Genomic DNA, 13,636 nt, shown 5'->3' on the forward strand with positions numbered 1-13,636 from the left:
GTGGTGGCGCTGCCCTGCGCCCGCAAATCCTCGCACCGGGTCCGCTACGAATAGGAATTTCGTCGGAAAAAGACGATTCCGGACCGAATGCAAGGCTCGAATTCGCATCGAGCCCCTTGACATCACAGCACTTTCGGCAGAACGGCTGATATCAAGTGTCATGGGCCGTTCATGGATTTAATTACCACCACCGCTGACCTCGCGGCTGCCTGCAGCCGGCTGGCCAAGCACCCCGTCATTACCGTCGATACCGAGTTCCTGCGCGAGACCACCTATTACCCGCTGCTGTGCGTGGTGCAGATGGCCAGCGCCGAGGAAGCCATCGTCATCGATACCCTGGCCGCCGGCATCGACCTCAAGCCGTTCTTCGAGCTGATGGCCAATGAGAGCGTGCTGAAGGTCTTCCACGCCGCCCGTCAGGACATCGAGATCATCTGGCACCAGGCCAACATCATCCCGCACCCGGTGTTCGACACCCAGGTCGCCGCGATGGTGCTCGGGTACGGCGACAGCATCGCCTACGACGCGCTGGTCGAGAAGGTCACCGGCCACCGCCCGGACAAGACCCACCGCTTCACCGACTGGTCGCGTCGGCCGCTGACCAAGGAGCAGATGCATTACGCGGTGTCCGACGTCACCCATTTGCGCGACGTGTTCGCAGCGCTCGACGCCGATCTCAAGAAGCGCCGCCGCAGCGAATGGGTCTCCATCGAGATGGAGGTCCTCACCTCCCCCAGAACCTACGACTTCCACCCCGAGCGCGCCTGGGAGCGGCTGAAGACGCGCGTGCGCAAGCCGAAGGATCTCGCCGTCCTCATGGAGGTCGCCGCCTGGCGCGAGCAGGAGGCGCAGAGCCGTGACGTGCCGCGCGGCCGCGTGCTACGCGACGAGGCGGTCACCGACATCGCGACCCACGCGCCGACCACGCTGGAGAAGCTCGCCCATCTGCGCTCGGTGCCGAAGGGGTTCGAGAAATCCAAATGGGGCGCGGACATCGTCGCCGCGGTCGAGCGCGGCCTGGCCCGGGATTTTGCGACGCTGCCGAAGCTGGAGAAGCCGCGCAACAACAACAATGGCGCGGCCATCGTCGAGCTCCTGAAGGTGCTGCTGCGCATGACCGCCGAGAAGCATGCGGTCGCCAGCAAGGTGATCGCGACGGTCGACGACCTCGAAGAGATCGCAGCCGACGACGAGGCCGACGTCCCCGCCCTGCGCGGCTGGCGCCGCGAGCTGTTCGGTGACGCCGCGCTGAAGCTGAAGCGCGGCGAGCTGGCGCTGGCGGTCGAGAAAGGCCGCGTGATCGGAGTTCAGCGGGCGTAACGGTCAGCCGCAGCGCCTCTCCACCGTCATTGCGGGGAGGTCTTGCGACGAAGCAATCCAGACTGTTTCCGAGGAGGGATTCTGGATTGCTTCGCTGCGCTCGCAATGAGGGAATTTGACGCCGCAGCTCGGCTTACGCCGGCGTCAGCTTGGCCACTTCCGGCTTCATGTCGTTCAGCACGCCGGTAATCGCTGCGACTAGATCGTCGATGTGGGACTTGTTGACGATCAACGGCGGGCAGATCGCGATCGCATCCAGCATGTTGCGCGAGATCACGCCGCGCTCCTGGAGCATGCGGCTGGCGATGCCGCCGACCGCGCCGGGCGTGCTGGCGGCCGTCTTGCGGCCCTTGTCCAGCACGAGCTCGATCGCCGCGATCATGCCGACGCCGCGGACCTCGCCGACCAGCGGATGGCTGGTGAGCTCGCGCAGCTTGCCTTGCATATAGGCACCGAGTTCGGCGGCATGCGCGACCAGGCCGCGCTCCTCGATGATCTTCAGATTCTCCAGCGCGATCGCCGAGCCGACCGGATGGCCGCCCGCGGTGAAGCCGTGGCCGAGCACGCCGATCTTGTTGCTCTCGTCCGCGATCGGCTCGAACATGCGGTCGTTCATGATGATCGCCGAGAACGGGAAATAGCTCGAGGTGATCTGCTTGGAGACCACGAGCACGTCTGGCTTGATGCCGTAGGTCTCGCAGCCGAACATCTTACCGGTGCGGCCGAAGCCGCAGATCACTTCGTCGGCGACCAACAGGATGTCGTACTTCTTCAGGACCGCCTGGATCTTGTCCCAATAGGTCGCCGGCGGCACGATGACGCCGCCTGCCCCCATCACCGGCTCGCCGAAGAACGCCGCGATCGTATCGGGCCCTTCCTTCTGGATCAGGGCATCGAGCTCCTCCGCCCGGCGCGTCGCAAACGCCTCCTCGCTCTCGCCGGCGGCGCCGTCCTTGTAGAAATGCGGCGAGCCCGTGTGCAGGATGTTCGGCAACGGCAGGTCGAACGAGCGGTGATTGTTCGGCAGGCCCGTCAGGCTGGCCGACGCAATGGTGACGCCGTGATAGGCGCGCATCCGGCTGATCACCTTCTTGCGCTGCGGCTGGCCGAGCGCGTTGGAGCGATAGGCGATCAGCTTCAACACGGTGTCGTTGGCTTCCGAGCCGGAATTGGTGAAGAACACCTTGCTCATCGGCACAGGCGCAAGCGCCACCAGTTTCTCGGCGAGGTCGATCGAGGGCCCGTGCGATTTGGCGGAGAACGTGTGATAGAACGGCAGCGCCTGCATCTGCTTGTATGCGGCCTCGACCAGCCGCTTCTCGTTGAAGCCGAGCCCGACGCTCCACAGACCGGCCATCGCCTCGAAATAGCGCTTGCCCGATGCATCGAAGACGTAAGGACCATCGCCGCGTTCGATCACCAGGGGACCGGCTTGCTGATGCGTGCGCGCGTTGGTGTAGGGATGGAGCTGATAGGCCACATCCCGGGCCTCTTGCGAATTGGGCAGCATGGACATTGCTAGAGATCCTTGAAAGCGTCACGTCGCAGGCATAGCCGGCGTCATCACTCGGTGATCGAGTACCTTGGCTATTGCGACAGCGCAGAACTTGCAACGCCAATTCGTCGGCAGCAAGCGCTCAGCAGCGTTGCACAAAGCCGCAGATGACAAAGCCGCGCATCACGGAACGGCACGTCACAAGACCGCGGGTCGGAGAGCCGCTGGGCCAGCTCTCATGCCGCGTCGTCGTCATGCCCGTCGCCGGCGCCGGCTGCGGCTTCCCTCACCTCCACCAGCGCCATCGAAAGCAGATAGACCGTCGTCGGCAGGCCAAGCCTGCGCGCCTTCTCGGCGGCATGCGACAGGTCGCTCGCCAGCTCCTTGAGCTCGTCTCCCCGTGACAATCTCTCACCCCATCCGCCGGTCGCGGCCGCCTACACCGCAACGGCGCCGCTGGTTCTGATCAGTTCGGCGCTGGACTGGATTGTAGCAAAATTCCCGATGACATTCACTACCGCATGCTTATAGGCGGCGGCATCGCCCGTGGCCGGCTGCCGGCAAGCAACGGCGTCGGCGACGACCTGATAGCGATGGCTGCGGTGAAACCCGTCGGCGGCGGTGGCCAGGATGGTCTCGTCGAGGGAAAAACCGATCAGAATGCAGCGGACATTGCGGATATTGGACATGTAGTCCACAAACCGCGACGAGCTGTAGGCGGACGGGAGCGGATGCTCGAACGTCAGCTCGCCCGGCCGCGGCTTCATCTCCGCAATCCAATCGGTCAGCCTTGATGCCGGATTGAACCACGCGGCCTGCGCAATGCGCTTCAGATGCATCACGGGCCACAGATTGCCGCGCCATAGCATCAGCAGTTCCAGGCAGCGTGCGGTCGCGGCGTCGCCGTCGAGGATGACGTGGCGACGCCCGGGGGTCAGATATTCGACCTGAAGATCCGCACAGACCAAGAGTGGCGGATCGTCGTGGATGGAGGCCAGCATTGTCTTGCGCCAGGCTGCACCAATTTCAGCGGTCGGCGAGCGCGAGGTCCCGCAGCGGCGAGGTCACCGCCCGCCCCGCCGAGGCGTCGAGCACGCCCGGCCGGTCCCAATCGCCCTCGGGACGGATGATCACATAGGGATCGCTGTCCAGCGTGATCGCGTCCGGGCCCGGCTCGATCTCCAGCAGCATCTCCGTGTAGGAAAAATCCGAGAACGTGATCTTGCGATTATGGCCGAGCGGCTTGGCGCCGAAATGCGCCCAGAAATCGACCAGCCTGTCCTGCGCCTGACCGTAGATCTTGCGAAATCCCTTGCGCTTCACGTAGTCGACACTGGCCTGCACCAGCTTGAAAGAGACGCGCGAGCGCCGGTATTGGTGACGCACCGCGAGCCGCTCCACCTTGGCGAAATCGCCAAAGAAGCGCACCCGCAGACAGCCCGCAGGTTCGTTGCCGACGAAGCCGATGAAGTGCGCCGCGACCATGTCGTTGCCGTCGAACTCCTCCTCGAAGGGACAATCCTGCTCGGCGAGATAGACCGCGGAACGAATGGCGGTGACCAGCATGAGATCGTTTGGATCGCGCGCGAGGCGGATGGTGATGGCGCGGGAACAGGGCTTGGCGACGGGAATCCTAGTACCGTGCATCTGCAAAACTCCTTGCTTGAATGATCGGGCCCGCCATACGCATGGGTTGCCGATGCCAGGGCCGCTCGTAGCACCAGAGGTCGGGTTGGAAACTCGGGACCGGCGCGAAGCCGGTCGCCTTCATGATGTCGCGTCCTGCCACCGTTGACGGCTGCGCATAGCAATCCGCGCCGCGAAACCTTAGCTGTCGCAGGTGTGCAGCCGCCTTGCCGAGACCAGCGATGCCGCGCCCCGTCGCCGCGATCGCCCAGATGTAGATGGCGGTGACCTCTTCCTTCGCGGAAGCGAGATAGGGCGTCTCGGGCGCAGTGAGGCAGATCTCGTCGAGCAGCAGCGCATCGTGCCCGCGGTCGTTGAGGAACAGGAAGGCCATACCGCCGACGAGCTGGCCCTTTCGGCTGAATGTCAGGATGCTCTGGGGATCGAACGTGAAGTATCGCGCAAGCTCTTCTGTCCCGATCCGCACGCCCGGCACCATCCGGTGCGCCATCTGCGCAAGTGCGGAAATTTCGGAAAATTGCGCGCAGCGGACATCGACGTCCGCGCTCAGCGGCAAGGCATCGAAATCATGCCTTGCGGCAAACGAGCCCCTTTCCATACCCATGTCACGCCTCTATCGTTCGAGGCTTCGTGCCCCGCTATGCCACTGAGCTTAGCGGCTGGGGATCAGGAGTATGCAACAGTTATTGCACCGGGGTGCTGCGATGATGCAGCACCGTGAAGAAGCCCTGGATGCGTCCTGGGACGATTTGAAACTGTTTTTAGCGTGCGCAAAGTATAAAAGTTTTCGCAATGCCGCCGAGGAGCTCGGGCTCACCTCGACCACGCTGATGCGCCGGGTCGACCGGCTCGAAGAGAGCATCGGCTGCAAGCTGTTCCTGCGCGACCAGAGCGGGCTCACGCTCAGCGATGAAGGCACCGCGATGATCGCCGACGTTGCGCATATGGAGCGTCATGCCTTCAACGTCTTCCGGCGCGCGTCGCGGTCGTCGAACGACACCTCGGGCATCGTGCGCGTCGCGGTGACGGAGGGCCCCGGCAATTTCTGGATCCTGCCGCGACTGATCGACTTCCAGAAGACCTACCGCAGGATCACCGTCGACCTGCGCTGCGCGATGGAGCAGGCCGACGTCGCACGGCTTGAATCGGACATCGCGATCCAGCTCGAGCCGCCGACCAATCCCGATTTGATCGTCGCCAAGCTCGGCCGTCTCCACATCTATCCCTTCGTCTCCAAGGAATACGAAAACCTCTACGGTGTGCCCGCGACCCTTGCGGAGCTGAAGAACCACCGCATCATCAAGCAGAGCGCACCGCAGGTCGACGACGGCGCCTATGCCCGTGTGCTCGGATTGAAGTCGCTGGAAGGTATCGTCGGGATCAAGACCAATTCCTCGGTCGGCGTTCTCTACGCCGTCGAACGCGGCGCCGGCATCGGCTTCCTGCCGACGGTCTCGATCGCGCTTGGCGCGCCGCTGGTCGCCGTCGATCTCGGCGTCAGCCACCACGCCGATCTCTGGCTCACCTATCACAAGGAGTTCCGAGCCTCCGAGCGCCACAAGATCGTGGTCGACTGGCTGAAGAAGATCTTCGATCCAAAGGCCTATCCCTGCTTCCGCGACGAGTTCATCCATCCGAACACGCTGGTGCCGATGATGACGGCGGCGCGGGAGGGTTTTGGCCTGACGGGATATGTCGCGGCGACGCCGGCCTGAACAGCCAAGCGAGCTTTCCGCTCACCATTTGTATTCGAAACCGAACGTGCCCTGGTGCGACGTCAGCAAGCTGCGAAACTTGCCGTCGTAATTGACGTAAAGCCGCGCCACGTTGGTCAGGCTGAGCGAAGCCGAGGCTCCGGCATCCGCGCCGTAGCGGCTCTCGCCGATGCCGGGAACGACGATGCTCTGGGTTCCCAGGCTGACCTGGATCGATCCGAGATCCTGATGGAAATTGTCGACGAATTTGCCGTAGGCGGACAGGTCGAGGATCTTCTGGTCGATGATGAAGTAGCGGCCGATCTCGGCCCCGATCATCACGCGCGCGCGTGAGAGCGCGGTCGAGCCGACGTTCAGCGGGTCGAGGCCGCCGGTCTCCTGGAACGCCGCACTGGTGGCGCGCACATATTCCAGCGCCCCCTTCGGCACGATACGCATCTGGTCCTTGGTCCAGTAATAGCTGATCTCGGTCAGTGCGCCGTCGATCGCGGCGCGATAGCCCGCAGTCGCAAGGCCGACGCCGGTGTCGCGGCTGGAGCGGACCTTGCCGAAGCCGTGCACCACGGCAAAGGCCCAGGTCCACGGGCCCTTGTCGACCGAACCGTTGATGCCGAATTGCGTCAGGTCGAGCGTCGCCGACTGCAGCGCCAGCGGCACGTCGATGTCGGTATGGCTCTGGTCGACGGAGAAGCCGAGATTGACACCCGGTGCCACGCGCGCGCCGAAGCCGGCGACGCCGCCGGCCGTCTTGCGCTTGTCGCCGACAAAGTCGCCTTGTGCGTCGGAGCGCACAGAGATGCCGTAGCCCTCGAACCAGGTGCGATAGCGCGGATCTTCCGTGCTCGCCGACGCGCCGCCGCCGCCGGGATTGGTGCGGGACGCCCGGTTGAAACCGCCCGAAGCCTGGTTGCCGAGCCGTTCCAGGAAGTTGGAGCCGAGATTGAGCGCGCTGTTGCCGACCGACTGGTCGTAATTGGTCGCCGTCGGCGACGGCATCGGGGTCGGTGACGGCGTGGGTGTCGGGGTCGGCGTCGGCGTCGGGCTTTGCGCGAAGACCGGCGCGGTCGCCGACATCATCAGGACAAGCGCAAACGCCATCGCGATCGCGGCCGCGACCCTGCGGACGCGGTCCAGCCCGATCGTCTGCCGTGTCCCGGAGGGCTGCGATGTGCAGCACATGTCGACAAATCCCGAAGCAAAAGGCGGCGCGCAAAAATGCAACACGCACGGCGCGCGCATGTCGCGATTTGTGCCGAACTGCTCCAGAGGGTCAACCGCTGAGCACGCTGTCACCGAGGCTATTGCCTCGATTGTGGTTCCGCGGCCACAGGTCGGAAATTGCAGGGCGGCACGCCCTGCCCGCCCTTGAAATTCGCGCACTGCTTGCTAACGCGCGATTTTCATGTTGCAATATTGGACACAATCGGAATTGGCCGCTCGCTGTGCGTTTCGCGACGTTGAGACTCGAACAGACTTCGGAAGCCCGTTTGTGGCGTGGCACGCGAAACAGCGGCCGCGTCTTTTTTATACCTAGTGGAGGAGACTAGCGATGCCGCAAAAGGGCACCGTCAAATGGTTCAACCCGACCAAGGGCTATGGGTTCATCAAGCCGAATGGCGGCGACAAGGACGTATTCGTCCACATCTCCGCCGTCGAGCGTGCCGGACTCTCCACCCTCAACGAAAACCAGGTGGTTGAATACGACCTCGTGGAGAACCGCGGCAAAGCCTCCGCGGAGAACCTCAAGGTCTCCTGATTTCTCTCAAGACTGACATGTGAGAGATCATGACGTTGCCCCCGGCTCCGCCGGGGGATTTCGTTTGGAAAGACCGCCGCGAGGACAGCGCTTCAGCGCACCACCGGCGCAACCAGAAAATTCTCCGACGGCCCGCTTCCTTCCGTCCTGCACACATCGCCCTCGATCCGGACCTTGCCGGTCGCAAGCAGCCGCAGCGCCTCGGGGTAGATGCGGTGCTCGACTTCGAGGATGCGCTCGGACAGCGTATCCCCCGTGTCGTGGTCGCTGACGGGAACCGCGCCCTGCATCACGATCGGGCCGGCATCGGTCTCGGGGATCACGAAGTGCACCGTCGCGCCTGACAGCTTGACGCCGGCGCGCAAGGCCTGGCCGTGTGGATCGAGGCCGGGGAAGGACGGCAGCAGCGAGGGATGGATGTTGAGCATCCGTCCGTACCAGGCCCTGGTGAACTCGGCCGTGAACAGGCGCATGAAGCCGCCGAGGCAAATCAGCTCGATGCCGTGCTGGTCGAGGGCGGCCTGCAACACCTTCTCGAAGCCGGCGCGGTCCTTGCCGAACGGCTTGCTCTCGATCACCAGCGTATTCACGCCGGCCGCTTTGGCACGTTCGAGCCCGAGCGCATCGGCCTTGTTCGAGATGACAAGCGAGATCTCGGCCGGGAAATCCGCCGCGCTTGCGGCCTTGATCAGCGCGGCCATGTTGGAACCGCGGCCGGAGATCAGGATGGCGACGCGGCGCTTCATCACAGCGCCAGTCATCACAATGCCATGTCGAGATGGCCGTTATAAACGACGCGGTGCTCGCCGTCGGCCGGGATCACCGTGCCGAGTTGCGCCACCGTCTCGCCGGCCTCGGTGAAGACCTGCATGACCTGCTCGACCTTGTCGGGCTCGACGATCGCGATCATGCCGATGCCGCAATTGAAGGTGCGCAGCATCTCCAGCTCGGCGATGCCGGCCTGCGCTGCCAGCCATTTGAACACCGGCAGCACCGGCAGGCGCGCCAGATCAATGCCGACGCCGAGGCCGTTCGGCAGCACCCGCGGGATGTTGTCGGTGAAACCGCCGCCGGTGATGTGGGCAAGGCCCTTCACCGCGCCGGTCTCGCGGATCGCCCGCAGGCAGGATTTGACGTAGAGCTTGGTTGGCGTCAGTAGCGCACCGCCGAGGGTCATGACCGGTGCGAACGGCGCCGGTGCGGCGAAGCCGAGGCCCGATTGTTCCACGATCTTGCGGACCAGTGAGAAGCCGTTGGAGTGCACGCCCGACGAGGCGAGGCCGATCACCGCATCGCCCGCCGCGATGTCCTTGCGCGGCAACAGCGTACCGCGCTCGGCGGCACCGACGGCAAAGCCGCCGAGATCGTAATCGCCGTCCTTGTAGAGGCCTGGCATCTCGGCGGTCTCGCCGCCGATCAGCGCGCAGCCAGATTCGCGGCAGCCTTCCGCGACGCCCGCGACGATCGAGGCCGTGGCCTCGGGGTCGAGCTTGCCGCAGGCGAAATAGTCCAGGAAGAACAGCGGCTCGGCGCCCTGCACCACGAGGTCGTTGACGCTCATGGCGACGAGGTCGATGCCGATCCCGCCATGCAGCCCGGTCTCGATGGCGATCTTGACCTTCGTGCCGACACCGTCGGTCGCGGCCACCAGGACGGGGTCCTTGAAACCGGCCGCCTTGAGGTCGAACAGCCCGCCGAAGCCGCCGATCTCGGCGTCGGCGCCGGGCCGCGCCGTGGCGCGCACCATCGGCTTGATCAGATCGACCAGGCGGTTGCCCGCGTCGATGTCGACGCCTGAATCGGCGTAAGTGAGGCCGTTTTTGCGGTCGGTCATGCCCGATTTCCAGTGGGTTTGCGGCTGGTTACGTCGAATTCCGGGGACGCGCAATGGCTCGCATGGCGCACCGCCATATACTATGTAGAGATATCAACCGGTTCAGCCTCCCGAGAGGCCGGATTCGAGGTCAGACCGGGTGCCGGGAAGCGCTTTCGTGAGTATTCCGAACATCATTACCCTGGGCCGCATCATGCTGGTCCCGATCATCGTCTGGGCCATCGTGTCGAGCCAAATGGAGGTCGCGTTCGCCGTCTTCCTGATCGCCGGTATCAGCGATGCCGTGGACGGCTTCCTGGCCAAGCGCTTCAACATGACGAGCGAGCTCGGCGCCCTGCTCGATCCGCTCGCGGACAAGGCCCTGCTGGTCTCGATCTACATGGCGCTGGGGATCTGGGGGGCGATTCCGCGCTGGATCGTGATCCTGGTGGTCTCGCGCGACATCATGATCGTCGCCGCCGTGATCGTGTCCTGGCTGTTCGACCGGCCCGTCGAGATGAAGCCGTCGAAAGTGTCCAAGCTCAACACCGTTGCGCAAGTGGCGTTCGCGGCGCTGGTGCTGGCGGCGCTTGCCTTCGGCTTCAAGCCGGCTCCTTATGATATCATCCTGATGGGCCTCGTCACGGTCTTCACGCTCTCCTCGGTGTCGCTCTATCTCGTCGAGTGGCTGCGGCACATGAGCACGATCGAGGCCAAGTAAGAGTGGCCAAGTGAGAGTGGCCAAGTAAGAGCAGACCAAGTGAGAGGAGAAGCGGCCGCGCAAAAGGCCAACTCCGCTCGATCAAGTCGCATTCTTCAAACGGGCCGGCACGCCGGCATGGAGCAAAGCAAGCGTGGCAGGCCGCGTCCATCCCCGACAATTGGCGTTTTCGCTTCCGCATGCGGAGAGCCTCAGCCGGGACAATTTCCTTGAAGGCCCCGCCAACGCGGCTGGTCTGGCCCTGATCGAGCGCTGGCCGGAATGGCCGAACCGGATCATGTGGCTGGCCGGCCCGGAAGGCAGCGGCAAGAGCCACCTCGCCGCGATCTGGGCCGAAATGTCGGGGGCACGCTCGACCGTCGCCAACTCCCTGACGGCCGCAGGCGTGCCGGGCGCGCTCGCCACCGGCGCGCTGGTGGTCGAGGATATCAGGGCCAAGGACTTCGACGAACGCGCCCTCTTCCACCTGATGAACCTCGCCCGCGAGGACGGCGCCTATGTGCTGTTCACCGGACGCGAGGTGCCGGCGGCGCTGGAGATCGAGCTTCGCGACCTGCGCTCGCGCCTGCGCGCGGTGCCAGTTGTCACGCTGCTGCCACCCGACGACCAGCTCTTCCGCGGCCTGATCGTCAAATTCTGCGCCGACCGCCAGCTCAATGTGGACGAGAGCGTGGTCGGCTACCTCGCCACCCGCCTGGAGCGGTCCTCGGCCGCGGCCCGCCAGGCCGTGGAACTGCTCGACAGCGAGGCCCTGCGGCTCGGCCGCCCCGTCACCAGGGCGCTGGCCGCCGAGCTGCTCAGGGACGCCTGACCCCGGTCTACCCCGCACCACGGCCGGACGAAGCCCGCTTGACGCCGCCAAGCGGCGGAACATCAATGTCATCGAAACGTCATCGCTCTAACACATGCTCCCGCAGGTTTTGCGCATAGATCGCAAAGTGAGGCGAGACAGGATGGACCGGCTTCTGATGGACTCTGCGCAAGCTATTGAAACTAAAGAAAAAGCCCCGGAAGCCGAAGGCCCGCCGGCGATCGCGTCGAGCCCCGAACGGTTCATCAATCGCGAGCTCTCCTGGCTGCATTTCAACCGCCGCGTCCTGGAGGAATCGGTCAATCCCAGCCACCCCATGCTCGAGCGGGTGCGATTCCTGTCGATTTCCGCGAATAATCTCGACGAGTTCTTCATGGTCCGCGTCGCCGGCATCAAGGCGCAGATCCGCGAGGGCATCGCCGAACGCAGCCCCGACGGCCTGACGCCATCCGAGCAGCTCGCCCTGATCAACCGCACCGTCTCCGAACTCGCCTCCGACCAGCAGGCGATCTGGCGCGACCTGCGCGGCACGCTGGCCGATGTCGGCATCGTGCTGGTCGACGGGAAGGACGTCACCAAGGCGGAACGGACCTGGATCGAGGATTACTTCCTCAACAACGTGTTCCCGCTGCTGACGCCGCTGGCGATCGACCCGGCGCACCCCTTCCCGTTCATCCCGAGCCTCGGCTTCACCATCGCGCTCCAGCTCACGCGCGCCGCCGACGGCAGGCAGATGAACGCGCTGATCCGCATGCCCGGCAAGATCGACCGCTTCATCCGCCTGCCGTCCGAGGGCAAGACCGTTCGGCTGATCTCGCTGGAGCAGGCCACCGCCCTGTTCATCAACCGCCTGTTCCCCGGCTACAATCTGCACGGCCAGGGCGCCTTCCGGATCATCCGCGACTCCGAGCTCGAAATCGAGGAAGAGGCGGAAGACCTCGTCCGCCTGTTCGAGACCGCGCTGAAGCGCCGCCGCCGCGGATCGGTGATCCGGCTCGAGATCGACGCCAAGATGCCGGAGCAGCTGCGCAGCTTCGTCCAGCACGCACTCTCGGCCGCCGACGACGAGGTCTTCCTGGTCGACGGCGTGCAGGCGATGAACGAGCTCTCCCAGCTCACCCGCCTCGACCGCCCCGATCTCGAATTCACCCCTTACGTGCCGCGACATCCCGAGCGCGTGCGCGAGCACGGCGGCGACATCTTTGCCGCGATCCGTCAGAAGGACCTCGTCGTCCATCACCCCTACGAATCTTTCGACGTCGTGGTGCAGTTCCTGCAGCAGGCCGCGCGCGACCCCGACGTCGTCGCGATCAAGCAGACGCTCTACCGCACCTCCAACAACTCGCCGATCGTGCGCACGCTCGCCGAAGCCGCCGAGGCCGGAAAATCGGTCACGGCGCTGATCGAGCTGAAGGCGCGCTTCGACGAGGAAGCCAACATCCGCTGGGCGCGCGACCTCGAACGCGCCGGCGTGCAGGTCGTCTACGGCTTCCTCGAGCTGAAGACTCACGCCAAGCTCTCGATGGTGGTGCGCCGCGAGGGCGGCAGCCTCACCACCTATGTCCATACCGGCACCGGCAACTATCACCCGGTCACCGCGCGCATCTACACCGATCTCTCCTACTTCACCTCCGATCCGACCATCGGCCGCGATGCCGCGCGCGTGTTCAATTTCATCACCGGCTATGCCGCGCCGAGCGATCTGGAAAAGATGGCAGTGTCGCCGCTCACCCTGCGCAAGCGCATCATCGAGCACATCCAGGGCGAGACCGCGCATGCGCGGCACGGCCGGCACGGCGCGGTCTGGATGAAGATGAATGCGCTGGTCGATCCCGACATTATCGACGCGCTCTACGAGGCTTCCCAGGCCGGCGTGCAGGTCGAGCTCGTGGTGCGCGGTATCTGCTGCCTGCGCCCCGGCATTCCCGGCCTGTCCGAGAACATCCGCGTCAAGTCGATCATCGGACGCTTCCTGGAACACGGCCGAATCTACTGTTTCGGCATGGGCCAGGGTCTGCCGAGCGCCAAAGCGGCTGTGTATATCTCGTCCGCCGACATGATGCCGCGCAACCTCGACCGCCGCGTCGAGGTGCTGTGTCCGCTGCAAAATCCGACGGTGCATCAGCAGGTTCTCGAACAGATCATGGTCGCCAACCTCAAGGACAATGAGCAGAGCTGGCAATTGTTGCCGGATGGGTCTTCAACGCGTATGAAGACCGCGAAGGGCGAGGAGCCTTTCAACGTCCACAACTACTTCATGACAAATCCGAGTCTGTCTGGCCGTGGAAAGTCGCTCAAGGAATCCTCGCCGCGTCGTCTCACGCGCCGGAACGAACGCCATCAATCCTGATCGGGGAT

General features: G+C 64.5%; 14 protein-coding genes. 6 read left to right on the forward strand and 8 right to left on the reverse strand.

What is annotated here, in order from left to right:
- Positions 1-171: 171 nt before the first annotated feature.
- Positions 172-1,320: a ribonuclease D gene (rnd, locus tag ML401_RS19180; protein WP_211417328.1), complete on the forward strand. Its 1,149-nt coding sequence runs from the start codon at positions 172-174 to the stop codon at positions 1,318-1,320.
- Positions 1,321-1,453: 133 nt separating this feature from the next.
- Here the strand turns inward: rnd and ML401_RS19185 are convergent, their stop codons facing one another.
- The 5 genes from ML401_RS19185 to ML401_RS19205 form a co-directional block, all read right to left on the reverse strand.
- Complete coding sequence (locus ML401_RS19185; RefSeq protein WP_194402419.1) at positions 1,454-2,836, reverse strand: aspartate aminotransferase family protein; 1,383 nt, start codon at positions 2,834-2,836, stop codon at positions 1,454-1,456.
- 215 nt (positions 2,837-3,051) lie between these two features.
- Positions 3,052-3,222, reverse strand: a complete 171-nt coding sequence (locus tag ML401_RS19190; protein WP_194402420.1) for a hypothetical protein — start codon at positions 3,220-3,222, stop codon at positions 3,052-3,054.
- 30 nt (positions 3,223-3,252) lie between these two features.
- On the reverse strand, positions 3,253-3,816 hold the full coding sequence (locus ML401_RS19195; RefSeq protein ID WP_211417330.1) for an isochorismatase family protein: 564 nt from the start codon (positions 3,814-3,816) through the stop codon (positions 3,253-3,255).
- A gap of 25 nt (positions 3,817-3,841) precedes the next feature.
- Complete coding sequence (locus ML401_RS19200; protein WP_024338084.1) at positions 3,842-4,462, reverse strand: GNAT family N-acetyltransferase; 621 nt, start codon at positions 4,460-4,462, stop codon at positions 3,842-3,844.
- Positions 4,449-5,066, reverse strand: coding sequence for a hypothetical protein (locus ML401_RS19205; RefSeq protein ID WP_285806581.1), 618 nt, complete (start codon positions 5,064-5,066; stop codon positions 4,449-4,451). The genes ML401_RS19200 and ML401_RS19205 overlap by 14 nt, the downstream gene beginning before the upstream one ends.
- Positions 5,067-5,136: 70 nt before the next feature.
- Between ML401_RS19205 and ML401_RS19210 the strand changes: the two genes are divergently transcribed.
- On the forward strand, positions 5,137-6,177 hold the full coding sequence (locus ML401_RS19210; RefSeq protein ID WP_211417333.1) for a LysR family transcriptional regulator: 1,041 nt from the start codon (positions 5,137-5,139) through the stop codon (positions 6,175-6,177).
- Positions 6,178-6,198: 21 nt separating this feature from the next.
- On the opposite strand, the gene ML401_RS19215 is transcribed toward ML401_RS19210, so the two are convergent.
- On the reverse strand, positions 6,199-7,356 hold the full coding sequence (locus tag ML401_RS19215) for an autotransporter outer membrane beta-barrel domain-containing protein (protein ID WP_285806582.1): 1,158 nt from the start codon (positions 7,354-7,356) through the stop codon (positions 6,199-6,201).
- Positions 7,357-7,726: 370 nt separating this feature from the next.
- Here ML401_RS19215 and ML401_RS19220 point away from each other — a divergent pair, with 370 nt between their 5' ends.
- Positions 7,727-7,933: a cold-shock protein gene (locus ML401_RS19220; RefSeq protein WP_018645416.1), complete on the forward strand. Its 207-nt coding sequence runs from the start codon at positions 7,727-7,729 to the stop codon at positions 7,931-7,933.
- A gap of 92 nt (positions 7,934-8,025) precedes the next feature.
- On the opposite strand, the gene purN is transcribed toward ML401_RS19220, so the two are convergent.
- Both purN and purM read right to left on the reverse strand, forming a co-directional pair.
- On the reverse strand, positions 8,026-8,679 hold the full coding sequence (gene purN / locus ML401_RS19225; RefSeq protein ID WP_194402425.1) for a phosphoribosylglycinamide formyltransferase: 654 nt from the start codon (positions 8,677-8,679) through the stop codon (positions 8,026-8,028).
- A gap of 14 nt (positions 8,680-8,693) precedes the next feature.
- On the reverse strand, positions 8,694-9,767 hold the full coding sequence (gene purM, locus ML401_RS19230) for a phosphoribosylformylglycinamidine cyclo-ligase (protein WP_211417335.1): 1,074 nt from the start codon (positions 9,765-9,767) through the stop codon (positions 8,694-8,696).
- 157 nt (positions 9,768-9,924) lie between these two features.
- On the opposite strand from purM, the gene ML401_RS19235 reads away from it, so the two are divergent.
- The 3 genes from ML401_RS19235 (at position 9,925) to ML401_RS19245 (ending at position 13,628) form a co-directional block, all read left to right on the forward strand.
- Complete coding sequence (locus ML401_RS19235) at positions 9,925-10,467, forward strand: CDP-alcohol phosphatidyltransferase family protein (protein ID WP_025035876.1); 543 nt, start codon at positions 9,925-9,927, stop codon at positions 10,465-10,467.
- A 133-nt stretch (positions 10,468-10,600) separates the two neighbouring features.
- A complete protein-coding gene (locus ML401_RS19240) occupies positions 10,601-11,278 on the forward strand; it encodes a DnaA ATPase domain-containing protein (protein WP_285806583.1) in 678 nt (225 codons plus the stop codon).
- Between the two features lie 157 nt (positions 11,279-11,435).
- Positions 11,436-13,628 (forward strand): RNA degradosome polyphosphate kinase, encoded by a 2,193-nt coding sequence (locus ML401_RS19245; RefSeq protein WP_194408325.1) that lies wholly within the window; start codon positions 11,436-11,438, stop codon positions 13,626-13,628.
- Positions 13,629-13,636: the final 8 nt, after the last annotated feature.

Origin of the sequence: Bradyrhizobium sp. 62B, assembly GCF_030272265.2 — a bacterium.
GTDB lineage: Bacteria > Pseudomonadota > Alphaproteobacteria > Rhizobiales > Xanthobacteraceae > Bradyrhizobium.